The 24,315-nt window shown below is 38.1% G+C and carries 25 protein-coding genes; 12 read left to right on the top strand and 13 right to left on the bottom strand.

Annotated features, from left to right (window positions below; genetic code table 11):
* Positions 1–739: 739 nt before the first annotated feature.
* From ACFSR5_RS04880 to ACFSR5_RS04865, 4 genes are all read right to left on the bottom strand, one after another.
* A complete protein-coding gene (locus ACFSR5_RS04880; RefSeq protein ID WP_380901292.1) occupies positions 740–1,153 on the bottom strand; it encodes a hypothetical protein in 414 nt (137 codons plus the stop codon).
* A gap of 215 nt (positions 1,154–1,368) precedes the next feature.
* Positions 1,369–1,827: a DinB family protein gene (locus ACFSR5_RS04875; RefSeq protein WP_380901290.1), complete on the bottom strand. Its 459-nt coding sequence runs from the start codon at positions 1,825–1,827 to the stop codon at positions 1,369–1,371.
* A gap of 4 nt (positions 1,828–1,831) precedes the next feature.
* Complete coding sequence (locus ACFSR5_RS04870; RefSeq protein WP_380901288.1) at positions 1,832–2,344, bottom strand: GNAT family N-acetyltransferase; 513 nt, start codon at positions 2,342–2,344, stop codon at positions 1,832–1,834.
* A 22-nt stretch (positions 2,345–2,366) separates the two neighbouring features.
* The gene (locus tag ACFSR5_RS04865; protein ID WP_380901286.1) at positions 2,367–3,131 is read right to left on the bottom strand and encodes an MBL fold metallo-hydrolase; all 765 of its coding nucleotides are present in this window, start codon (positions 3,129–3,131) and stop codon (positions 2,367–2,369) included.
* A 113-nt stretch (positions 3,132–3,244) separates the two neighbouring features.
* Between ACFSR5_RS04865 and ACFSR5_RS04860 the strand changes: the two genes are divergently transcribed.
* The 8 genes from ACFSR5_RS04860 (at position 3,245) to ACFSR5_RS04825 (ending at position 10,862) form a co-directional block, all read left to right on the top strand.
* The gene (locus ACFSR5_RS04860; protein WP_380901284.1) at positions 3,245–3,832 is read left to right on the top strand and encodes a TetR/AcrR family transcriptional regulator; all 588 of its coding nucleotides are present in this window, start codon (positions 3,245–3,247) and stop codon (positions 3,830–3,832) included.
* 39 nt (positions 3,833–3,871) lie between these two features.
* Complete coding sequence (gene ubiE / locus ACFSR5_RS04855; protein WP_380901282.1) at positions 3,872–4,612, top strand: bifunctional demethylmenaquinone methyltransferase/2-methoxy-6-polyprenyl-1,4-benzoquinol methylase UbiE; 741 nt, start codon at positions 3,872–3,874, stop codon at positions 4,610–4,612.
* A gap of 14 nt (positions 4,613–4,626) precedes the next feature.
* Positions 4,627–5,496 (top strand): helix-turn-helix domain-containing protein, encoded by an 870-nt coding sequence (locus ACFSR5_RS04850; RefSeq protein WP_380901280.1) that lies wholly within the window; start codon positions 4,627–4,629, stop codon positions 5,494–5,496.
* Between the two features lie 128 nt (positions 5,497–5,624).
* The gene (locus tag ACFSR5_RS04845) at positions 5,625–6,008 is read left to right on the top strand and encodes a biotin/lipoyl-binding protein (protein WP_380901278.1); all 384 of its coding nucleotides are present in this window, start codon (positions 5,625–5,627) and stop codon (positions 6,006–6,008) included.
* A gap of 101 nt (positions 6,009–6,109) precedes the next feature.
* Positions 6,110–7,528, top strand: a complete 1,419-nt coding sequence (locus ACFSR5_RS04840) for a toll/interleukin-1 receptor domain-containing protein (protein ID WP_380901276.1) — start codon at positions 6,110–6,112, stop codon at positions 7,526–7,528.
* Complete coding sequence (locus ACFSR5_RS04835) at positions 7,518–9,035, top strand: argonaute/piwi family protein (protein ID WP_380901274.1); 1,518 nt, start codon at positions 7,518–7,520, stop codon at positions 9,033–9,035. Before ACFSR5_RS04840 ends, ACFSR5_RS04835 begins: the two co-directional genes overlap by 11 nt.
* Positions 9,036–9,317: 282 nt before the next feature.
* Positions 9,318–9,713 carry a hypothetical protein gene (locus ACFSR5_RS04830; protein ID WP_380901272.1) on the top strand — a complete coding sequence of 132 codons (396 nt, stop codon included), beginning with the start codon at positions 9,318–9,320 and terminating at the stop codon, positions 9,711–9,713.
* A gap of 27 nt (positions 9,714–9,740) precedes the next feature.
* Positions 9,741–10,862 carry a hypothetical protein gene (locus ACFSR5_RS04825; RefSeq protein WP_380901270.1) on the top strand — a complete coding sequence of 374 codons (1,122 nt, stop codon included), beginning with the start codon at positions 9,741–9,743 and terminating at the stop codon, positions 10,860–10,862.
* 82 nt (positions 10,863–10,944) lie between these two features.
* On the opposite strand, the gene ACFSR5_RS04820 is transcribed toward ACFSR5_RS04825, so the two are convergent.
* The gene (locus tag ACFSR5_RS04820; protein ID WP_380901268.1) at positions 10,945–12,147 is read right to left on the bottom strand and encodes a hypothetical protein; all 1,203 of its coding nucleotides are present in this window, start codon (positions 12,145–12,147) and stop codon (positions 10,945–10,947) included.
* A gap of 160 nt (positions 12,148–12,307) precedes the next feature.
* A complete protein-coding gene (locus ACFSR5_RS04815) occupies positions 12,308–12,835 on the bottom strand; it encodes a hypothetical protein (protein ID WP_380901266.1) in 528 nt (175 codons plus the stop codon).
* Between the two features lie 354 nt (positions 12,836–13,189).
* Between ACFSR5_RS04815 and ACFSR5_RS04810 the strand changes: the two genes are divergently transcribed.
* The 3 genes from ACFSR5_RS04810 to ACFSR5_RS04800 all read left to right on the top strand — a co-directional run bounded on the left by ACFSR5_RS04810 (position 13,190) and on the right by ACFSR5_RS04800 (position 17,992).
* Positions 13,190–14,164 carry a hypothetical protein gene (locus ACFSR5_RS04810; RefSeq protein ID WP_380901264.1) on the top strand — a complete coding sequence of 325 codons (975 nt, stop codon included), beginning with the start codon at positions 13,190–13,192 and terminating at the stop codon, positions 14,162–14,164.
* 642 nt (positions 14,165–14,806) lie between these two features.
* Entirely contained in the window at positions 14,807–16,336 is a 1,530-nt protein-coding gene (locus ACFSR5_RS04805; RefSeq protein ID WP_380901262.1) for a reverse transcriptase domain-containing protein, read from the top strand.
* A gap of 372 nt (positions 16,337–16,708) precedes the next feature.
* Positions 16,709–17,992, top strand: coding sequence for a site-specific integrase (locus ACFSR5_RS04800; protein WP_380901260.1), 1,284 nt, complete (start codon positions 16,709–16,711; stop codon positions 17,990–17,992).
* A 91-nt stretch (positions 17,993–18,083) separates the two neighbouring features.
* Here the strand turns inward: ACFSR5_RS04800 and ACFSR5_RS04795 are convergent, their stop codons facing one another.
* Positions 18,084–18,476, bottom strand: a complete 393-nt coding sequence (locus tag ACFSR5_RS04795; protein WP_380903194.1) for a hypothetical protein — start codon at positions 18,474–18,476, stop codon at positions 18,084–18,086.
* On the opposite strand from ACFSR5_RS04795, the gene ACFSR5_RS04790 reads away from it, so the two are divergent.
* Positions 18,359–18,781, top strand: a complete 423-nt coding sequence (locus ACFSR5_RS04790; RefSeq protein WP_380901258.1) for a GNAT family N-acetyltransferase — start codon at positions 18,359–18,361, stop codon at positions 18,779–18,781. The two genes, ACFSR5_RS04795 and ACFSR5_RS04790, sit on opposite strands and share 118 nt — an antisense overlap.
* A 19-nt stretch (positions 18,782–18,800) precedes the next feature.
* Here ACFSR5_RS04790 and ACFSR5_RS04785 read toward each other — a convergent pair whose 3' ends face one another.
* From ACFSR5_RS04785 to ACFSR5_RS04760, 6 genes are all read right to left on the bottom strand, one after another.
* Positions 18,801–19,010, bottom strand: a complete 210-nt coding sequence (locus ACFSR5_RS04785; RefSeq protein WP_380901256.1) for a hypothetical protein — start codon at positions 19,008–19,010, stop codon at positions 18,801–18,803.
* A 184-nt stretch (positions 19,011–19,194) separates the two neighbouring features.
* Positions 19,195–20,526 carry a c-type cytochrome gene (locus ACFSR5_RS04780; protein ID WP_380901254.1) on the bottom strand — a complete coding sequence of 444 codons (1,332 nt, stop codon included), beginning with the start codon at positions 20,524–20,526 and terminating at the stop codon, positions 19,195–19,197.
* Between the two features lie 12 nt (positions 20,527–20,538).
* Positions 20,539–22,020 carry a c-type cytochrome gene (locus tag ACFSR5_RS04775; RefSeq protein ID WP_380901252.1) on the bottom strand — a complete coding sequence of 494 codons (1,482 nt, stop codon included), beginning with the start codon at positions 22,018–22,020 and terminating at the stop codon, positions 20,539–20,541.
* Positions 22,021–22,260: 240 nt separating this feature from the next.
* A complete protein-coding gene (locus ACFSR5_RS04770) occupies positions 22,261–23,130 on the bottom strand; it encodes a helix-turn-helix domain-containing protein (RefSeq protein ID WP_380901250.1) in 870 nt (289 codons plus the stop codon).
* 37 nt (positions 23,131–23,167) lie between these two features.
* A complete protein-coding gene (locus ACFSR5_RS04765; protein ID WP_380901248.1) occupies positions 23,168–23,533 on the bottom strand; it encodes a hypothetical protein in 366 nt (121 codons plus the stop codon).
* Between the two features lie 34 nt (positions 23,534–23,567).
* Complete coding sequence (locus tag ACFSR5_RS04760) at positions 23,568–24,167, bottom strand: SCO family protein (protein ID WP_380901246.1); 600 nt, start codon at positions 24,165–24,167, stop codon at positions 23,568–23,570.
* Between the last annotated feature and the right edge of the window lie 148 nt (positions 24,168–24,315).

The following is a 24,315-nucleotide window of genomic DNA, read 5'->3' as shown; positions in this document are numbered from 1 at the left end:
CGGCTATTAGTATAGTTGAACCATAAGCTTTTGTTGACACACCAAAGCTACTTAGTTAGCCCATACCTGAAAATGATTGATGATTTCGAATTGATACTCTGAAAAAAATGATTATTGTAAAGGTTGAAATGGGTATTTAGGTAACGGCTATTATCGGTAGTAATAGATGTCTTAATTGATGGCAGCAATATCAAGAGTTTATTGGATTTTTAATTCTAAAAACCAACCTTTTTCTTTTCTTATGTTTTCGATACCGTTATCATCTAGCCATTTACAAAACTCGGTCTCATTGGTGGCATTAAACTTTATAATGTCTCCATTGTGGAGTAGCAATGTGAAATCATTCAAAACGTTTATATATTTGAATATTTCCGATGCAGAACGGTCCAATTGAGGAAAATATCTCGCGGCTTCCATATTACGAAGAATAAAAATTTAATCACCATGTCGCCGTCTCACAAAAAGCGTAGGCAACGACTTATAGTACTGAGGTCTTAGGAAACCGGCAACCGATAAGTGCGCCCACGCCATAGCATGAGCGTTCTCCACTTGTCGTCCCGGTTGCATTGAAAGTTCCTAAGTTTCAGTACAGGACTTAAAGCAAAAACGCTTCAAGAATTTCTTTTTGACAAAGATAGGATTTTAGAAATTATCACGGAAATAGTATACCCGAGATGGGTTGATGTTTTTTAATAGGTGAACTCAATGAAGTAAAGTTTATTATTTCAATAGCCTGTGCTTAACCATATTTTTTTATCGAATAATTCTGATGGATATAGCGATAAAAAAGGCCACCCGCAAAATAGCTGACAACATCCCAGAGATCTGCCGTATGGTAATGCGTGATCCGTGGCATGATGTACTCAAAGATATAAGCGGTTAAAACCGGGATCAGGAGGATTTGAAATAAGGGATAGCGGTATGGTTTGGAGGCCCCCAGTATACATAGACCTACCGATTGCGCTACGTGGAGAATTAGCGGTACGAATACAAAATCCGTCAACCAGTTATTGAGGACCGGAATGGGATGCCCCGAAGTTCTTGTAAAGCGGATTAAAAACCAGCTGATACAATAAAATTGGAAATAATTGTCGTCCAGCAGGTATATTAGTGCACGAAAGAAACTGCGATGAGCATAGCTAAGCCTCCACATACCATTAAGATTAAGAACATATACCAACCAACAGCTTTCTGCTTCTTTTTAAAAGAAGAGTCATTGGGATCCGGGGTGAATAAAGTTTCCCGTATTTCGTATAGGTTTCTTGATAACCAACTTCCTGATTTCTTTGCCATAACAACAATAATTTATGGCAAAAGTACACTATTTAAAATATTAGAACAAATGTTCTAATATTTTTTTACCCGTTTTTATATCCGATCGATCAGCCTCCTATGGTAGTTTATCTGTCCCAGATGGTAAGCCAAATGTGTGGTAAGATGAACCAAAAAGAATGCATAAGTTGTTTTCTTTTCAAATACAAGCATAGGATATTCCTCGTCGAGATTTTTTTCGGTTAATCTGTCCAGTGCCTCGCTGACCACTCCGATAGTGCCATCAATCTGTTTTATCAATTCTGCACGGGGGATATCTTTCAATGCGAATTCCTCGGGACGGTTACGTACATAACCGGTTTTGCCAATTTGAGCGCCAACATACGTATTCAAATTACCTATCAAGTGTAGGCAGAGGTTTCCCGCAGAGTTTGCTATGTTCCCTTCTATATGCCAAATATTGAGTTCATCGCGATAAGTTTCTATTTCTTGTTTCAGTTTGTTGAGATCACGCTCAAACAGTGTTTTTATTGTGGTGATTACGGATGCTGCCATATTATCATTTTAATCTGATTTCAAACAAACTGACGGTTGCATTATCATAGTGCGCAGGAAGCCCCTTAGTATTGCTTAACTTTAAAGGACCAAGGTATTCGAATCCACATTTTCCATAATAGTTAATCAGTTTGGTATTATCTCCCACCGTATCCATCCTTATGTACGCTTTATCGTGGTCGCTGGCGTAGGTTCTTGCCCATTTGACAATTTCGGCTACCAAGTTTTGTCCTCGAAAATCAGGATTGGTAGCTATCCTGTGAATGTAAACCGCAGGGTCTGCATTCCGCTCTTCCCATATCTGTGGATCATCGAACGTTGTCGCCCAGACACAGGCAATCCTGCCATCGATCTCCAGTTTCCATTGCCGTTTCTCGTCGATCTCTTTTTCCACCAATCCATGCTCGAACTCCGGCCAATGAACCGTAAACCTCGTTTTTTGAAAGTCTGTCGCAATCTTATAAAGCCTGAAAATCTCGTCAATATCAGCTTTTGTACTATTTTTTATCGCCATCATGTTGTTCGGTTATTTGAATCTGTTACTTTGAGTTATAGTATTCGAATTCGCTAATGTCATGGTATCCGAAAATTTCTATTTCCGGATGGTCTTGCATCAACCTACGGATTTTCTCCAGGGTGTCGATCCGTAGCTTGTTATCGTCTGCCCTCATCTCAGCGAGTTCGTGGACAGGGTGATCCATGTCCGATAATTCTTCCCGTAGATAATAGGCATCTGCTACATAAAACAGCCATTTGTCACCGTTTTTTATAGCGATTCCGCAATGGCCAAACGTATGTCCGGGAAGCGGTATTAATAACATTTCTACGTCTAATGCAGTAGCTACTTTTCTTGCTTCGAGGCCGAACCACAGCCTATCTGATGGCTCGTACGTCTTGATGTCCGGGTTATGCTGCAACGGTATTTTTAGGTATCTCGGACTCCCCGACATATAATGCTCATATTCCTCCCTGCCGACATGTACCGTCGCATGGGGAAAATCGGCAAGTCCACCGATATGGTCGTTGTCCAAATGGGAAATGATGCAATCGCCCACATGCTCGGGGTTTAACCCCAGACGTTCAATTTGCCTAACAGCGGTTTGACTTTCATCAAATCGATATCCCGTTATTTCCACAAGTTCGTGCCCTATCCTTTGTTCGGGCAGCTGGCTGTCAAGAAGACCGATGCCGGTATCGATCAGCACCATCCGATCCTTTTGCTTCAAAAGCAGGCAATGTCCGCAAACATTATCAGCATAGGGAGAGACGATTTTGACGCAGTTTAAGTGATAAATTTCTGTCATAACTATTTAATTTGCTCATGGATCAAAGCTGCTCTGTTAACGAGTTCTTATTTCCAAGAGGTAAAAGTAAGTGTTTTTTTGAAAAAATAGAACAATTGTTCTATTTTTGTGTTATGAAAACCAGCGATAAGATATTGGATGCCGCGCGGAATCTTTTCAATGAAAATGGAATCCGAAATACGACGACGAGACACATAGCGAGTTCTATGGCTATAAGTCCGGGTAATCTTCATTACCACTTTAAGCATACCGAAGATATTGTGATTGCACTTTTCCGGGAGCTTATCGAGTGGTATGACGGGATTGTCGATAAGGTTCAGGGACTTCCAATGGAACGTCTTGAAGATCTAACCCCGACATTAGAACTTATATACGAGCAGGAAGACAAGTTCCGTTTCTTTTTTATCCATTTTGTCGAGATCAGTATCTGGATACCGGAAATAAAAAATGACTACAGTCAATTGATTATGAAGCGCGAGAACCAATTTAAAACGTGGTTACGAAGCCTTCAAGAGCAGGGGATTTTGACTCGGCTGGGGGATCAGGTGGAGAGACAGCTGATAAAAAACTTATTTATCGTGGGCGATTTCTGGATATCTCATAATGTGCTTTTCAAGCAGTATACCGGCGAGGAGGCAAAGCGGGATTTCGTTTCTACGATGCTTTCTGTTCTTTCCCCCTATTGCATAAGCTCGCGATAGCAAAACAATTACCATGGATAACGAAAAAAATACTTCCCTATGAATAAAACTAATCAAGCTATTGTACCATATCCAGAAAAAAATCGGTCAAAAGGACTTCAAGTAGAACATATGTTTGACAGGATCGCTTTTCGATATGACTTTTTGAACAGGCTTATGACGCTAGGGATCGACAAGACCTGGCGCCGTAAAGCAGCAATATGTATCAAGAAACATCAGCCAAACAGGTTGTTGGATATAGCAACAGGAACAGGAGATTTCGCATTCCAGTTGGCACGGCTCATGCCGACATCGGATGTGATTGGAGTTGATTTTTCTTCAAAAATGATTAAACAGGCTTCGCGGAAGAAAAGTGAAATTTCAAACTCGGACAATGTGGATTTTGCTATTGCGGATGCAGAGAATCTTCAATTCGAAGTAAATACTTTTGATGCTGTTTCCTGTACGTTCGGAGTTCGCAATTTTGAAAACCTAGAACGAGGATTGAGCAATATGTATCGCGTTTTAAAACCTGGAGGCATTGGCGTAATATTGGAATTGTCAGAGCCGAAAAACCTTGCCATTAAACTTTTTCATGAACTTTATTTTCATCGTTTCGTCCCTGTTTTGGGTAAGATCATTACCGGAGAGGATAAAGCATATAGTTACCTGCAAAAATCCGTGAGGCATTTTCCTGATAGAAAACAGTTTGTGGGTATACTAAAAAAAGCGGGCTTCAAAAATGTGAAGGCAAAGTCGCTATCGTTTGGTATGTGTACCATGTTCTGCTTTTACCGATAAACCTTACTTTATACATGGGCAATATTAAGTGGATGACATTAGAGCTACTGCAGAAAGCATTTTCTGAGTTAGGATCGGATGGCAATTACATTTATATGCCAACCAACAAAGTGGAATATTATCCCACAGAACCTTATCGTTCACACTATTATGGCATCGGACTTATACAACAAGGTGAAATTAGATTTTATACCGACCTAACCGAACATTACGTTTCTGGTCCCGCTATAATCTTTACGGGGACTTCATCGATCAAACGTTGGGTTACCACAGACACGCCTTGCGAGATGGAGTCGCTATTGTTTTCCGAAGAATTTCTTCAAGAGAAATTGATAGAGTCCAATATTCTCCATGCTTTTGCACTTTTCGCTAACAATGGCGGCTATGTAATAAACTTAGGACAAGAAGATTTCACAATATTCAAGCAAATGTTTGCTGTTTTAAAATCAAGAGAATCTTCAAAATCTCACTTTCACAAGGAAGTTGTGCGTGGAATTGTTTACAGTATGATCAATGAAATTGGTCATTTGTACTTAAAAAACCCTCCAAACATTGGTCATACAAAGTTGTTGGTTACCAAATTTAGGGAAGCAGTTTTCGCCTACTATAAGAAAAGCAGAGCCGTATCATTCTATGCAAATCTGTTATATGTTCATCCTAAGCACCTTAGTCAGACGGTCTCATCAGAAACAGGAATGCCCGCAAGTGAATGGATACAACATGTTGTAATTCTTGAAGCGAAGATATTATTACAAGATAACAGACTTAGTATTTCAGAGGTTGCGGACGCGCTCAATTTTCCCGATCAAAGCACGTTCGGGAAATATTTTAAAAAATATGTGGGGATAAGCCCCATTCTATACAGGCAAAGGTTAACCTTATAACCTTACCTTTTTGCCAATTAACCTGCCGTTCACCCCTTTTTGTAGCTCTTTATAGGGGGTAATTTTGCCAATTATAACTACTTAGGTCGTTGAACCTATAGTTATCTAAATCATTTTACAATCAATATATGGCAAATCAATCGATCATTAAATTATTCGCCCCGTGTGTGCTCGCGGCGACTTTGGCCTGTAATAATAGCCAACAACACCAACAGGATGACGTTTCGCTTGAAGAGTATCCTATCTATACATTAACGTCTCAAGCAGCCACAGTTTATACGGATTTTCCCGTGAATTTGCAGGGAGTTCAGGATATTGAGTTGCGCTCGAAAGTAAGCGGTTTCATTGATGATATTTTTGTTGACGAAGGCCAATATGTAAATAAAGGCCAATTGCTATTTCGCATATTTGCCCCTGAATATGAAGAAGAGCTGGCAAGATCGTCAGCGGCGATAAAAAGTACAGAGGCAGAGTTGGCGGATGCCCATATAAATGGCCAAGCGGAGAAATAGTTATCGTTTTTTAGAATAAACAATGCAAAGAATCACACCACAAAATATCTTAGGTAAAATGATTATCTTAGCGTACATTGAGATTAGCATATAAATAGTTAATGAGAGACACAATTTTTATAAGTCATGCTACACCCGAAGACAACGATTTCACGATCTGGTTGGCCTCTCGATTACAAATGCTTAATTACGAGGTGTGGATTGACAAAAATGGACTTTTAGGGGGCGAAAAGTTTTGGGAGGAAATTGATCAGGTCATAAGAAACAGAGCGGCCAAAGTCTTACTTGTCTATTCGCATAGTATCTGTCAAAAAGATGAGGCTGGACAATTGATCCCCGGCAAGTTGAAAGACGGAGTATATAAAGAATTCAGCCTATCTGAAAGTATCGGTAAGCAAAACAGCCTAAGTGATTTTATTATTCTAATGAATATAGATAGAGCCACATATAATTTGTTCATTGGAGCAGATAGGCTTAATCAAATACCGTTTTACGATAATTGGGGTGAGGGATTGAAACAATTAGAAAAAAAATTGAGGAATGACAATGTGCCAAAAGTGAATAAAATTGTGCATAATGAATTTGCTCAGTGGTATGAAAGCCAGTTTTTACCGTCCAATAGTATAGTATCGAAGTATGAATTATATTATAGCAATTGGTGGCCGATAAAAGAATTGCCCGATTATTTTTTTATTTACGAATTTCAAACCAAAGGTCAAGCTGATGCAGCATTGAAGGGCCTTAATGAGTTTCCAACTGGCAAAATTTCAAACCACCTTGTTTCGTTTCAGGATTTTGTGGATTTCAAAATTAATGATAACGATGTTGAGGCTTCAATAAAACCACAACGTACTTATAAAATAAAAATTACAGATGTATTAATGGGAAACGGAAACCAGTCATTCCCAACCATTCGTGATTCTGAAAACTATTTCAAGTCCCTTTTAAGGAGAACCTTTCATCTTATGATGAAAAAAAGGGGGATGTTCTGGTATGAAATGGCAAACAAAGATTTAGCATATTTTTATACTCCCGCTAACCTTACAACCTTGAAAGTTAAGTTTGAATATCCATACCGAGAAAAGAAATCATCAAAAACTAAAAACCTTATCGGGAAATATAAAACACTGGGGCACTGGCACTATGGAATGTCGGCAAAACCAATCTTAACCCCTCTGTTGGGCTATAGCTTAAAAAACCATATCATTTTTACAGATGATGGATTTAAGGTTTGGAAAGATGCCAAGGGAGAGCCAGATAAGAGTAAAATCCATACTCACCGCCGGGCCAAAGGGAAGAGATTCTTTAATGAAGAGTGGCGTGACATGCAACTGGCATTTTTAACCGGGTTAAAAAAGGATGACAGGATTTCCATTAAGCTGTCTTCTGATTTTGAATTAGAAATGTCCGCTATTCCGGAGACATTTTGGGCTGACTTTGGTTACTTTGACCCTAAGGATAAATCTCGGCAAGGAATATTAGGAGATTACGAAGAACATATTGACGAAAATGATAACTGAACCAACGCTGATCCATATTCCAGAACCTAAGTTAACTTTTGGACACAACCAAAAAATTGAAGACCCAAGAGACGGATTAACCCTTTTTGGCCCTTATACACAAAAGGAACACAGTGGGACTATAAACATTGGTATTATAGGCCCCGAAGTTCAAAGAAACTATGTTATCAAATATTTGTCTGATATTCATAAACCAATTTTTCCCGCTAAGAATGATATAGCTAGACCTTACTTTCCAGGCCTCGAAGCTGCATTCAATATATCAGTCAATTTTAACTCCATGCAGGAGATAGATATTCCAATAGAGGAAATTGAAAAGTTTTTGAAGTATACAGATGGACATCAACGTGTTTTCAATTTGACAGATTTATATGCCACCAGATTAAGCCGATACCTGAATGAAGAACACTTTCGTGTTGATGTTTGGTTTATAGCAATACCAGACGAAATTTACCAGTATGGAAGGCCGCAATCGAAAATCCCCAAAGCGGAAGACAACAATAAGATTGGACTACGAAAAAATGAGAGAAGCTCAAATCAGATACTTCTTTTTGACGAACTCACCGAGTTGAAAGTGGCCTATGATTTTGAAATAAACTTTCACAATCAGCTAAAGGCAAAGCTTTTGAACGATAAAATCGTGACGCAGATAATAAGGGAAAGCACAATTAATTACCAATCGTTATGGACCGATGAGAAGAAAATTGAGTACGAAAAGTTATTTGATACCGCAAAAGCATGGAATATATCGACCACGCTTTATTATAAATCGGGAGGATTGCCCTGGAAGTTAGGTGAAGTAAGGAAAAATGTCTGTTATCTTGGTTTGGTTTACAAAAAGATCGATTCTCCCGAAAACCAAAGGAACGCTTGTTGTGCAGCACAAATGTTTCTGGATTCGGGGGACGGTATGGTTTTCAGGGGAAATATTGGGCCATGGTACAATCCAAAAACCAAAGAGTACCATATTAGCAAGAAGGATGCATTTGAATTGTTGTCCATGTCTTTGGAATCTTTTAAGCAGAAATCCGAAGATGATACATACCCTGACGAGATTTTTATTCATGCAAAGACTGGGTTTGATGATGAGGAATGGCAAGGTTTTACAGAGGCTACAGCTAGCAAATCCAAAATCATAGGCGTTCGGATTAAGGAGGACAATACTTTTAAGATGTATCGCGATTTCTCCTATTGTATTCCTCGTGGTTCGGCCTTAATTGTCACTGAAAATTTAGGCTATTTATGGACAAAAGGCTATATTCCTCGCATTCAGACCCAACTTGGCCTAGAAACCCCCAACCCCCTACGAGTAGAAGTCCTAAGGGGTGATGCAGATATTGAAATTGTGTGTAGGGATATTCTAGCGCTCACGAAGTTAAATTATAACGCTTGCATTTTTGCAGATGGAGCACCCGTCACGCTGCGTTTCGCGGATTCTATCGGTGAGGTGTTAACAGCGGGGAAGGCGATCAAATCCGAAGTACTGCCTTTCAAACATTACGTGTAGCTTTAATGACTATTCTATACTACAGAATCCCTATATTTTCCCAGCTTGCGTGCTGTGACCATCCCTTTACTCACCACCTACCAACTGGTTCGATGAAAGATGATTTTTGAATTACTGTTACAAATCGAGCAGTTTAGAAGAGCACTCTTAACGCTGTAATCGTAATAATGATAAAAAATAAACTGTTCGTAGATTTAGTATTTTGGTAACTTGTAAAATGAAAACGTTAATAATAGTCCTTGGAAGTTCTTATTTTTATAGCTTTAAAACTATGTAAATCTGATGGATGAAAAAAGATTATTTGAGGCTTGCTTTTCACTTGCTGAGGGTCTGATGTGGGAAAAGACTACTTCGCAATTAGAGAAACTTCCTGAGCAGATGTATGAGTTGTCTGTAATGACCGAAAATTTTGTCAGCCTATCAAAAAAGAACTTTTATCAAGTAGAGAATCTAGCAGACGGGCAAGAAATATTGATAGGAGCCATAAAATATTTGAATGCCCTTGCAATTCCACCATTAAGAGGAAATTATGAGTGGTATGAATATTCATTGACTATTCTTTTGGAATTGGCAAATCCTGGTGGGGGGCCTAATCAGTCTGGTTTACCGTATTTGCTAAGGGCTAGAAATGGAATTGAGCAGTTGATTGAATGGGCAAATCATCCGGAAGACGAATAACCCATAACGTAGCATGGGTCGAGGATTATGGATCTACCACTAAAACATTCCATACAGAATATTTTTATTCAAGTCGGTCAGTTTGATCGATATGCCATTTTCGATTTCTATTATGGTTCGGATGCCTATCAGAAGTATGGCAATACCGTATACGGCTATATTATTTATACACCATCAGAGCGTGCTAAATTAAAGCTTGAGATCAATTCCCATAATGTTGGTAACGACGATGGATTAGTGTTGCTGGATGGCGCTTTGCAGGATACAGAAAAAAATAAGTTGCTCAAAACGGAAGGTTTTTATGCAAGGGATGTTAGAAGTCTAAGTGCACTTGATATCGGACCTATTAAAAATCAATATGACAATGCGGACGTTAAAGATATTCCAAATACTATCAATGTTGACTTTAGCCCAGACTTATTCGATGGAGAACGTATGCAGCTACTTCTCTTTAGAAGAAGAATCAAAGAAGGCATTCCGTTAATTCCGGCTGAAAAAAGGATGTATTTTAGCCTTATGCTTTTGTTGGAACGCGATCAGCTTTCAGATGGTGATAAAAATACCTTTTTGATAAATCCCGAAACGGGAAAGTTCTACGACGATGTTTTGATTACCTCGTTGAAAACACTGGTATATGCAGATCGAAAGAATAGCCCTTTTAGGGCAGCACTAAATAACGCGCTTGCCAATCGCAGGAAAGAGCGGGTCGCTTTTATATGTCGTCATTTGGGCATAGCGACCAAACATATTGACAAGCTAAAAAATGAAAATGAGGAGGCTTGGATGGAATTGATGAAACTAGTCTATGGATTTGAAGACGAGACATTAACACTATGGGGTTGGACCCAACATGTTTATTGGGATTTTGAGCGTTTCATACATATCTATTTGAGACATTATAAGAAATTCCTAATTAACGAATCTTCCAAAGGCCAAGGTACCGGCTTTCAATATACGTTGAAAGACATCAGAAGGATTATTAATATTGTACTGGATGCAAACAAGGAAGAAATTGAGAATCGTCTAAAGGCTGGTAAGGGATTTCATATTCAGAACGACAATGGGTATTATTTCAACGGCAATTATTATTCATTGAAAATTAATCCAGACGGTAGGTTGATGCAATTTCATCCGCAAAATAACCTTTAAAATTTTTCGATTTATTTTATTCTATTTTGTATTGGCACTTGAATGGGTGAGTTTTAATTCGAAAGTCCTGTCTCAATTCGGACTATTTTGAAATATCGGGATTTTCTTTTAAAGATTTAGTCATTTCTTTTACTTGTAAAAAATGATCATTAATTAACCATGATGGAGAAATGTATTCAAAAAAGATACGTGAAAAAGAATGCCAACTAATAGCAAATTTTACATCATCAACTTTGTGGGTAAATTTAACATACATTTCCTCTTGCCCTAAAAACTCATAATTGTAGCTGTATTTATTTGCCATTGGCTGCAAACTCGCCCGGTCAAAAAAGTGAAATATTTGAAGCTTTCCGCTTAAAAAGTCCAAATAATCTTCAGTTGCCTTAATGGAAAGACAATATGGATAATAGCCAAATTGTGTAACCGCATAATTATTTTGACAAAATAGAATTGGCTCAACAAGTTGGAGACTATTTAGCAAGTTTTCAAAATCATCAATTTCGTCATCGAAAGTAGCGAGTATGGTCAAGCCTGTTTCCATTGTTTGAAGTGCAAACCCTTTTTGCCTAGCTTCTTTAAACAAGCCGTTAACCTTCTCTACATGATCTTGAACATTGGAGACGAGAGACTGTCGAATCATTGGCATTCCTCGTTCATAGATGTCTGCTGGTTCATCAGCTAATAAGTATTTCATCAACGTACTTCCTTTATTGGCCTGAACCTTATTCTTAGACGATCCAGACTTGACTTCAATAGGAAACCACTCGTCTATACCGGTAATTATCATTAAGTCAAAGTATTTAAGTACATTAGTTAAATCGTTCATAATCGCAATGCCTCCGGCCTTAAAAGCATATCTGAAACATTTCCTTTCCAAGCGACTGCCTTTTTTATTACTTATAAAGCCAGTGCTTTGCTTAAAGTTTTGCGCTTTGAGATCGAAACGGTTAATGTATAAGAAGGCAATACCATCGGCTATTGATTTAAACAGTATTCTAATATTTTGGTAATCATCTATTCTTTTGAGCAAAATTTTTGATTGTGCTTTAAGCTGTTTAGATTTTTCTTTGGAATTCTGCAAATTCTTGTTAGCCAATAGCTTTTTAATACCAGACGCTTCGTTTTTAGCTTTTCGTATCCTATATTCAATATTGGTTAGGCTGACTATCAATTTTTCTTGAATCAGGAGGCAAGTCGTACCGCTGCCCATTGGATCTTTTTCCAATTCTTTTAACTGATTTACAATTTTACGTATCGTAGGTAAATAATATCGTAGTATTTCCATGGTAAATCTATTGGTTTCCTATTTTACACGCCTTAAATTTAGAGGGTAATAACAGTTTACATAAGGATCGATCCCTTGCTCCAAGTCTTTTTCCTTTGTGTGAATAGTGTTTCATTTAATGATTTTGTCAACAATAGTTGATTCTTTTAGGCTAAATAAGCTATCCATCAAAATACCAGCTTTTGAAATTTTGATCATCGTCAATCCAACAAGACAAAACTAATAGGGCACAGCTAATGAGCTTCCAATCCCGCGAGCTGTCACCATACGATTTAAGAAATTTGGCACCATGAAAAAGATTATTCCTTATCCTCGTGATATAGGTACAGAGCTTTTGGGTGTTGGAAGGATTTTCATCGGGCACTAACGCGAACATCAACATATTGTCATCACCTACAAATTGTTTTTTCGGAGGATTAATGAGGATATACTCTATTGCTGTCTTTAATTCGTCGTCCGTTTCCAAGCTATCGATGTAATCATCGAACGTCTCTTTTTTCTTTAACCCAAATTTCAACCAATCTGGATGCGCTTCTTTTTTCACATTATCCTTCAAGTATCCTGAGATTTTTAGTGTAAATTCAAATCGAGAAAAGGCTATAAAAAATTCATTTAGCAATGCGAAGTTTTCATCATTTCCTACATCTGTTTGAAAGCCTGTAAGATACTTGGTTGTCGCTCTTTCCATTATTTTGTAATCGTAGATATATTAATTAACATGGATTAAGATACTATTTATTCCCCATATTGATATGGATGTATGCCCATTTTAATACGTCTAAGTTTCAAGCTATAAATTTGCGCCATCGATAAAAGATGTATTTGATTAAATTCTTAAAAACAGAATGCTATCTGGCGAATTTCGACGAGTGAAAAATTTGACGTTTTAAATAGTCGATACCATGCAAAGTGATTGGTTTGGTTGGGTTCTTTGAAGAATAATGTTAGATTTACAGCAAGATTCAATCTTCGTGACTTCACCCTAAACGCTGTGTCAAGATACTTGAAAATGTATTCTAAATATCCAATTTGATGTAATGATATGATCGACAATAAACCGAAAGAGTTGGTGGCCGAAAATCTAATTGCCCATCACCTGCTTGAAAATGGCTTCAAATTAAGTAAACCGTCCTTTGATCAAGAAGGAGCCGATTTACTAATATTAGACAGCATCACAGAGAAATCAACTTCGTTCCTTAAATTACAATCAAAATACAGGTCATTCGCGAACAATAGCAGTTCGTCAGTAACAATACCGATCAAATATGTGACAGATAATTTTGTATTATTTCTCTACGCCGGCAGCGATTTGGGTGACAAAAGACTTTATACATTTTTTATTGAAGACATAAAGAAATGGCGAAATAAAGGAGAGAATTACCATTTAACCATCTCCGAAAAGAGTTTAAGGGAATACCAGATAAATGTTTTTAGTCAGACAACAATTCATATACTGAATGAAAAGCTAAAAAATACTACCGTAAAATCATACACTTCTGTCATAATAGATGGAATTTTTTTGGAAAAAGCATTAAACCAAACTAGAGCTCTATACAGTAAAATATGGGAAGCTAGAGAGTTTAAACAACCTATGTTGGGAGATATAATCCAAAACATCCTTGATTATAATAGATTCCCGGAATCTGTTGGAGATATTAACTGCGTTTTATTTATAAGTGATCATCACCATTTGGAGAATGTAGTTCATATTCCCGATCTAAGAAAAAAGACCATAGGTTTACCTCACGTCAAACTATCTATACATAGGTCAGATCAAATTATTGGTTTTCAGGTAACAGAATACTTAGATAGAATTATAAATACGGAAAACATAATATTGGTGGCAGATGACGTTATTTATCAAGAACCTCTTAATAAGCTAAAAAATAAAGGTGTGGACATAATCATTGTCAAGCAATCAACTGATTTGGGAAGTCGACTTTTTACTCAATTCCGATGGGGAGATATAAGTTATCCAATTGGATTATCATTGGGGCTATTGCGTCACGAACTATAATTTTCTTCCACAATTCGGATACGAACGTAAATACGAAAATACATATTTCATATCAGATTAACACACAATCAAGTTAGGACATATCCAAGATGCGATTCAATAAATCTAAACAAGACATTTTGTCACACATCAACACCGGGCATTAAAATTGAACTATGTATATCGCCTTTAGAATTGTCTAAGGGGTGTAGTGTTTAACAGGATGCACCTAACATTAAAGGTCAAAGACCATGCCAACACGGCATAGGATTCTGACAGACCGACAGTGTCGAGGCTTATCGTGAGATGAGCAATTAGGATGTAATTCTTCATAACATTAACTATGTTTATAGTCTCACTGATTTAGTTCAGTAAACCCGAGTTGAAGTGAAACATATTCGACGAGGTTTCAAGGTAACGGATATGGCAATCAATGTTCGGTAAACTTGAAAAGGTTAGGATGAAGACGTTCAAAACCTAATCTGTAGTGCCACATTTAGTATTATTCCTGCATGATTGGCCACGGGAGGATTAAGGCATGTAATAGGTGAAAACCCTTCGACGATAGAGGCGCATCGTCTGCCAAGCAATGAATATACATTGTGCATTAGCCGGAGTTTGCTAAGATTGCTGAATCTCTCCGGCTAATGTCCCAATAAACAGATGGAAAATACTCAATTATACAGTGCCGACGTTTGGAAAAGATTTGTTGTAAAAACATTAAAAGCAAAAGAGAAAAGATATAAACATTTTGACCATAGATTTGATTTCTCTAAACACAATGAAAAAATTCATGGTTTGGTAAAAGACCCCAAGCTAAAAAGAGTAGCTACTCACGCTTTCCTGCCTTTTGTTAAAATCTTAGTCAAAACACCTCGGTATAAATATAGTGAAACAGCATTTGAATATACTTTAGAAACTAAAATTCGTCCAATTTCATATGCTTCACATTTTGATTCTTATATCTATTCTTTCTTTTCTTTTGCGCTAAACGAACGTTATCAAAGTTATATTCATCACAAGGGTTTCGAATCCAGTGTGTTGGCTTATCGATCAGATTTGGAAGGAGAATGCAACATTCAGTTTGCGAAGAAGGCTTTCGACTCAATTGATTCGATGATTAAAAAAGAGGAAGAATGCACCGCAATAGCGTTAGATATAAAGGGGTATTTTGATAATATTGACCATTCTATACTAAAGGAAAAGTGGTCAAAAGTAATGTGTCTGAAACATTTGCCGATAGATCAATACAACCTTTTCAAATCATTAACTAAATATGCTTACGTAAATCAAGTTAGTCTGCTTAAACATTTCAACGTTAATCTTAGTAAAGTGAAACAGTATCGAACCTTATTAGATTTAGTTCCCGATACAATAGGCGGGAAAAGTTTCCAAGAAAAGTTTGAAGTATTGCGTAAAAAAAGATTGGTAACGAGTAATCGTCCAAAAGTTGACAAGGTAACTCGTGAATTAAATTTTAAAGGTATTCCACAAGGATCTCCAATGAGTTCTGTTCTTTCTAATATTTATCTTATCGATTTTGATGAATGGGTTTATAAACTGGGAGTTGAAATGGGATTTAAATATTTCAGATATTGCGACGACTTGCTAATTGTTTGTAAAACAAAGGATACTGATAAAATCATATCTGATTTGAAAAATGAACTAAGCAGGAGATACGACCTTCCTATTCAAGATAAAAAAACAGAAATTATTTTATTTAAATCGAACAAGAATAACGTTATTCAGAGTTTTGACCAGAAAAAAATGGCTCTGCACGCGTTAACTCAACCCGAGGAGCGACATTATAAGAATCTTCAATATCTTGGTTTTGAGTATAATGGGAGAAATGTGTATATACGGCCAGGTAGTTTATCGCGCTATTTCCGTAAAATGAAAGGCCGTATTAAGAAAACTATGATGATGGCATATGGCAAAAAAACAAAGGACAATCATTTACGCAAGAGGCAACTTTATGAAAGATATTCTCATTTCGGTGAAAGGAATTTCATAACTTATGCTCAAAATGCCGCAAGAGCTACTTATAAGAATTCAAATGGTATTCTTAAACAAGGCTTTAATTCCGTCAGTATAAAAAGGCAATTATGTGCTCATTTTGCAATACTTCAAAAAGATTTAAAAGAAAGTAGCGCACAATTTGCTTTGTTAAAAGGGACAGCGACAAAATCGTAGAGCATGGTTTACCAAACTATTATACCATCCAAAACCGTAACAAATACGTAACGGAGAAAAATTTCACGGTTCCACAAATAGTTCATATATTGCTTCTGTAAAGCGTGAACGCTGAATTTGCACGATGTAAAAAGGTACAGGCCGAAAGTCTCATAATCTCTTGGTCACAGGTTCGAGCCCTGTTGGGCGCACTAAAAGCCGTTTCAGAAGAAATTTTGAAGCGGTTTTTTTTCATTTCTTTGAGCCGATTTCGTCGGCGAGACGGTCACGGGTAAATCGCCCCTACGACTGGTTTTACATAGTTTTTTGTTGAACTTCACGCAAAAATGTAACAAATATGTAACAGCATCTTGCGTGGTAATTGAAAAAATTATGGCAACCGTAAGCGCAAAAGTTTATGCCCACCACAAGAAAGCCGATGACACTTACAACGTGAAAATCTGTGTCTATCACAAAGGCGAAAGAAAGTTTATTGACACCGCACATTATGTGGTCAAGAAACAGCTCACGAAAGATTTAAAAATCAAAGACCCTTTCATTTTGGAAAAGGTCAATGATGAGCTCAAAGAACATCGGAATGCGATTAGCGATTTGGACGACCGTCTTGATTACTTTACCGCCGAATCCCTGCGTGACTACCTGCGTGATAAGGATGAGGACGTGGACTTTATCAAGTTTTGTGATAAACACATCGAACGTCTGAAAAAGGGCGGGGAAAAAGAAAAAGGAACGGCGAAAAATCAGAATGTCATACGCAACAGTTTGGTAGACTATTTCAAACGCCCATCTGTATCCATCAAAGAGATCAATTCCAACATGTTGCTGGCGTATGAACGTTTCCTGCGGTCAGAGCGTATTATGACACGCTACAACCAAGATGGCAAACCTGTTGTCAGTACCAAAAAGGGACTATCCGATAGCGGGCTTCACAATCACATGCGCGATCTAAGGACACTGTTCAATGCCGCACGTGACCTATACAACAATGAAGATCTCGGAATATATCGCATCAAGCATTATCCGTTCAAGAAATACAAAGTTGGTTCCCCTCCTCTCACCAAGAAAAGGAACAATACGCTTGAACAGGTGTTAACCATCCGCGATCGTGTGACCACTCCCGGAAGCCGTGCCGAATTGGCCAAAGAGCTGTATATGCTTTCGTTCTATCTCTGCGGAATAAATGCTGTAGACCTTTACCAATTAACTGAACGGGACATCAGGAATGGCCGCATAGACTACAATCGTTCCAAGACTGAGGGCAAACGTAAGGACAATGCCTTTATAAGTATTAAGATCGTTGATGAAGCCAAGCCTTTACTTGAAAAGTACTTGGGTAAACTTTCGCTTCGCTATTCCAGCAGTAGCTGTCTCAATTGGGCATTGTGCAAAGGCATGGAACAGTTACGCAAATTAACGGGCGTACCCGACCTTACGCTGTATTGGGCCCGGCACACCTTTGCCAATACCGCCCGTAACGATTGCCGGATGAGCAAGGACGATGTGGCTCTTGCGCTCAATCACGTTGACGAGGGCAACCGTACGACAGATATTTATATTGCCAAAGATTGGAAGATTGTGGATGATGTACAACGGAAAGTGATTGCACAGCTTCGGAAAGTCGAAGACAGGATATTGAAAAAAAAATATGCAGGCTAAAGATAATTCAGACAAGATCGCTGCATAAACTATTAATTCGTTGCATGGGCATTAAGCCTATGCAACGTTATAGTTATATAAATAATAAAATTTAAACTTGGCTAACAATGAAAAATGTAATTTGGTTTTTTATTACCTGCATCATTGCAACGGTAGGTTTTTTTGCCGCATTATCTATGAAAACTCCGTGGATTGGGTTTGGTGTCGCTTTTGGTATATGGTTTATATTTATATGGACTACAACAAAGCCAAGAAGACGTAGAAGATGATTTTGATTTTTTGTTAATACAACCTTTAAAGGTTGGTCATTTATTTTTACAAAAAATATTCCTCTCGAGGAAGGACACTTAAATAAAGCTGATAGAAATGACATACAAAGCTCTGTACGATTCTCCCACTGTAGAAAAATACCGATTTCTAATAGAGACTTGCGGGCTTTTCCCAAAGTCAGAAAAAGCCGCAACAATAGCGCTAAAAAATTCACTTTGCAGTGTTGTCGTCTTAGATACAGACAGTAAAAACGAAGTGATAGGTATGGGAAGATTAGTTGGTGACGGGGGCTGCCATTGCCAAATTGTAGATATTTGTGTATTACCAGAGCATCAAAAGAGGGGGTTAGGAAAGCTTATCATGACGATGCTAAATGATTTTATCGAACGCGAATTGCCATCGTCTTGCTATGTCAATCTTATTGCCGACGGCAATGCTTATGACCTGTATGCCAAATATGGTTTTGAGCCAGTGTGGCCAAAATCGAGAGGTATGGGAAAAGTGGTTAAGAATTATTAAGTCACTTTACCAACTAATCTTAATACAGCCCCCGAATAAACTCATACTTTTTGTTTCTATCATTTTCTTTGTAACCTACTTCGGGCTTTTTATTAGCAAAAATCGTTATAAAAATTAGGTTGAGACACTGTGCCCCAATTGCAACTACGCCAAATGCAAGCCCTATAAAAAGAATCCATATGGTTGGTTCATTTTCAAGATACCAAAGCATAGCAAATGTCAGTGCCATAAGGATTGAATACAAGTAAAAACGTTATTTTAATTTTAGGTATGTAACGTACCATAGTCATTCAAAAAATAGGTGAAATAATATATAAGCGATTTTTAATACCATACAGCTAATCAAGATACTATCTACAATCCTTGTCTGCATGTTTCTATCATAATCGTCCATCGTGTTACATTTTAGTGTTTCATTCAACAGAGAGAATGTACTTTGCAATTTCTTTTAAATCTTCATCCGGTATCTGTGGGAAACCTGGCATCTGCATTAGCTCCATGCGCTTCCTCCCCGGCGCTTTTATCCAGGCAATCAATCCCGTCTCATCTTTCTCATAAATTTGCTTCATTTCCCTTATTGGAGGCCCCACCAGTTGCTGATCCAATTGATGGCAACCTGAACAACTCGCCTGAAAGAGCGCAGTCCCTTTTGCAAGATCGCCCAATGACTCATCAATTTCTAATTCCGCCTCTTCTTCAACATCGTTTTCTCGTGCTTCTTTACTCAAGGCTTGAAATGAAGCGGTATGTGCTGCCATCATCTGTTGATGCTTGTCTAAAGCATTGTGTCGGTACATTTGGCGGCTTCCGCCATAACAGATCATGAAAACAAATATGGCTATCGTTATTTTCCAAAAATGCCTATTCAGGTGTTCATCGGTGTCTTTTACCGTTTGCCATATCCACCATAACGCCAAAACGAGCAATCCCCCAGCTACCCCCATAATTTCGATAACCTCAAAACTCACCCCTTTTGCGGGTAATGTCATCAATACAATAGCACCAAAAACGACCTGTCCCGCTAACCCAACCAATGCGATGTGGTAGCCAACGCGCTTAATCTGGGCTCTGGTGAAGTTGTTATAGATTTCTTCAAACGGATAATTTTTACGCCCGTTGTACCAGACAATGAATACTCCTGTAACCGAAACACAAGCACCTAAAAACTCAAAATATCTGGGAAAAACGTTCGGTAAAACCAATGAACTGAGAAAACCTTTGACCGTTCCCCATTTTTCAGGAAACATCATCAAGTTGACGTTCGTCAAAAATATTAACGGAATAAATAAAAATATTAAAACGGATAACGCAATGATGCCAATATGTAGTGCTTTATGGTTTTTCATCGCACCCCAACTGTACTTATGCAAGTAAGTCAACAAAAAAGCAATCGTAACCGACGGGATAATCATGATCCATGCAAATCCCGTTAGCGCATTTGCCGAATAAAAGTAAACGGTATAAAGCGTATTGATACTCAATAAAGGGGCTACTCCCAATACAACGGCAATACTTTTATTGACAGTGATAGTCTTCGCTATCTCATATGCAAACATATCATACTGTTTATCCTTCAAGCCTTTGACCTGAGCCCAAAGGACGACGATACTACCTCCAACCATCAAGTTGATAAAAATAATATGAAGTAGAAAAGAAACTATCAATAGTGTGACCAGTAGCCATTCAGGCAGTGGTAAATCCAATGGTATATCTTTGGGTACTGGTGTGTTTATTTGTAATAACATGGGTATAAAATCTTAGTTGTTATCGTCTTCTTGTTCTTTTTGCGCCAAATCAGCCTCTATGCGCTTTGCTACCTCATCGACCGCATTTATGGGGTTAATTATAACACCTTCGGTCTGCGCACCCTGCAGCGACTCACCCGAGCTTTGCAGTTGTTTGATGTATGCTACTAATGCCTCGAGCTCTTTTTTATTTCCAGGAAATGGAGGCATAAATGCCCTACCTTGATGCATGTTCGGGATGTAGCTCGCCATAGCTTGTTCATTCAACGGTTTATCTTTGCCATACATGTTTTCAAAAACATCTACAATGGAATTAATACCATTACTCGTGTGGCAACGACTACAGGTAATCATAAATACATCCCGGCCGGCGAGGACTTTATTTTCAGGAGTAATTTCACTGACAGTGGCATAAGTTGCATGCTTGAGGACACCGTCTTTCTTATACAAGGGATAATCTTCTTCGCGGAGGAGATTGGAATACATGTAATTTCCGATGACATAAGGTTTACGTACGAATTCGCGTACTCGCTCGAATATGCCGAGAAACCCGAAAATGAATAGACACGGCACAACAACAAGTGCAAAATTTACTTTCTTAGGTCTTAAAGTGGCCCATAGCGCAAGTATGATTGACAGCGATGCGGCCCCTATGATAAAGTATTTCAACAAATCATAGTATTCTTCGAAATCCATAGAACCTACCGCTGTACTCATATTAGCCTTCATCGCATCGGGCATCACATTCCAATAATAAATTGCTCCCGCGATAGCAAATGGTGTCCAAAACATGACCCATTTACCGGCATATTTGATAGCTAGAATACGTATTGCGGATTCTTTTTTTGAAAATATAGTCGTCAACAGCATCCCAAATACACCACCAACCAACATGGCTACAGGTGTGCGAAATGCCAGTTGAGGAATATAAATAGGATTTGTAAACCCATTAAGCAAACTTTTGTCCGTATTCCAGTTTCCGGGATCCATCATGAATCCTAAAATAGAGACGATAATCACCATCGTAATCCAAGAAGCAAGACTTAAAAAAGCGCCAAATCGTATGTGTTTTAGTTTTGCGTTCAACGATTTATTGGAATTTTTCCACGTAAGGTAATAGATCATGATAAGTACAACTTCGGTTACGAAAACGATCCATTCCGTAAACCAGGCCCAATAGAACACACGTATCAAACTCCCGATCGAGCTTGGACTGACCAAAGCGACAGAAAACCAGATACCAACACCGGTCATCGCACCGATTGTTGTTGTGATGATGAACGCTACTTTCATCTTATTATAAATAAGCTCGTCCCATTTGGTATCAGTTATCTGGTCTGCCGGTGCATTCTTAACACCTTTGTATTCCAACCAGGTAATGTAAGGGATAAAACCAACGGCCAGACCGTGGTTAATCATAACGTGGATGATGGCAATGACGGCTATTAAAAAACGGTCATTCAACCAATCCAAATGAAACATAGGAAAATCCATAAATCTCTCTCTTTTGCTTTTTGACAAAATTCCTACTTTGTTTGGAAGTATTGACGAAATAGAGATGCGGATGACTTTTGTTTTTGGAACAGGCGATTGCTGTTTCTGGTATAATAGTTTAGTTATTTGTAACAGCTAAGTAATCGCCAAAAAAAGTACTCTTTTCTAGTAAGTTTGGAAAAAGAAAGGCAGCCCTAATTCAATAGAACTGCCTATGCTATGTCGACTAAAACTTTGAGTTTATCTTTGCATTTTGCGGAACTCCTCTGGACTGATTCCATGTTTCTTTTTAAAAAAGGTGATGAAGTACGAAGAACTGTCAAATCCCAGTTCAAATGAAATTTCGGACACGGTCTTGAACGTGTGATATAGCAATCGCTCCGCTTCCATTAGAATTCTGTCCCGTATCAATTCACCTACACTTTTATTGCGTCGCTCCCGACAGATCCGGTTCAGGTAATTGGTCGATATGTTTAGCTTCTCTGCATAGAATGAAGGAAAGCGCTCACTTTTGTAATATTGTTCGAGCAATTGTTCGAATGCCCGAACCCTATTTTCTCTTTCCTTATTATAAGGCGTGGCAAGCCGTATACCGCTGCAACGTTCCAGCATACCGAGTACAATATTCAAATAAGACCTCAGAATCGTTTTAGAGTCTTTATCCGACAGCTTGAGCTCATCGTACATCGAATCCATCATCATACGCAACTTGGAAATGTCGATGTTGTTTTCCAATTGTTTGTATACTGCATTATTCTTTAAAAAAGAGAAGTCATGCAATACGTTATCGTTGTAACGTTTTGTAAAAAAGGCATCCGTAAAAAGCAAAATCCAACCTTTCGCTTCTTTATGTATTTCAAATGTGCAGACACTGGATGGTGCAATGCTCAGTGCTTCTCCTTTTTCAACCTGTACGATAGTCTGATCGATGGCAAATCTTCCCCCTTCTTCTTCAAAATAGATGATCGTATAGAACATTCTTTGATTGGGTAATGACAGGAAACCATATCGTTGATTAAAGGTGTGAAGCGGAGTGACAATAAAGCCTATATTAGAGCTTTCCATATCTTCCAATGTCAAAACGTTTATTTCTTCTGTTCTGACAACCATAATAATATTACCTTAATTTAAATAATCTTGTGATCAATTAAACAAGGAATATCGGTGGTTTGAAGATGCTAAAGCAAAATCCGTTGCACAACGACCCGATAGGAATCGGAGTAAAAACAATATCTTCAATGGGATGTTCAATAGGCATTTTGTGGCTATCATCGAGAACAGGTAAAACCATAACAACCTCGAGCAACTTAACTGTTATCTGTGCATCACCGTTACTTTTTTCCTCTTTAATCTTTTCTTCCAGATAACAGGATCCTTTACATACAGGAATGGTTTCAAATCGATTGATACATAGCTGGCGTGCGATGTAATCGCGGTTGAGCTCAAAACCCAGATAAATCCATATACTGCTGGTGGACTGCATGATAACAGCCAAAAGCAACGATATGTACATGAATTTTTTCAAAACTGAGCGAAATTAATAAAATTTACTTTTCTTTTTTTAATATAGCGATGTCTTTCAACAGCCTTTTTGTTTCTTCGTTTGATGTGCCATCATATACTCCCCGGATATGAAGATCCTTGTCGACTAAAAGCAGGCCTCCACTATGCGTAAAACCTCCGGGAGCCAAACTATCAGGATATGCAATGGCATAATAAGATTTGTCCGCCAAGCGCATTACCTCTTCCTGATTCCCATACAGAAAATGCCATTTATTACCTTTTGCTCCTATTTTATTAGCGTACGCCTTTAGGGCAGGTATAGTATCCCGTTTGGGATCTATGCTATACGAAAGCAGAAGCACGTCGTCCATGCTCTGGGTTTTCTCCTGCACCTCTTTCATCTGAACGCTCATCTGGGGACAAATTGTCGGACAGGAAAGGAAAATAAACGATGCCACATGTATCTTGTTCTTCAAACTATTTGAGGATACTTCCATACTATCTTGATTGAGCATCGTAAACGAGTCAATTGTCGGATAAATGGTAGTATCCCCCTGCGTTGAAGCTGTGCCGAGATAAGGTAATTTGTTCTCCTGACAAGAGGCAAAACTAAACGCCATTAAAAACAACAAGACTCTATTCATAAATTGCTGACAAATATTAGAATTTCATATCCAAATATACGTTTTCTCACTTTAAATCTATTGTGTCGACTCCCACGATATTCTATTTAAGTTGCTTTATGCACGAAAACCTAAACCAATAGCACGCTTATGTAGCTATCAGAAAATA

Origin of the sequence: Sphingobacterium suaedae, from assembly GCF_042684625.1 — a bacterium.
Lineage (GTDB): Bacteria > Bacteroidota > Bacteroidia > Sphingobacteriales > Sphingobacteriaceae > Sphingobacterium > Sphingobacterium suaedae.
This window is presented reverse-complemented; position numbering and strand designations above follow the sequence as displayed.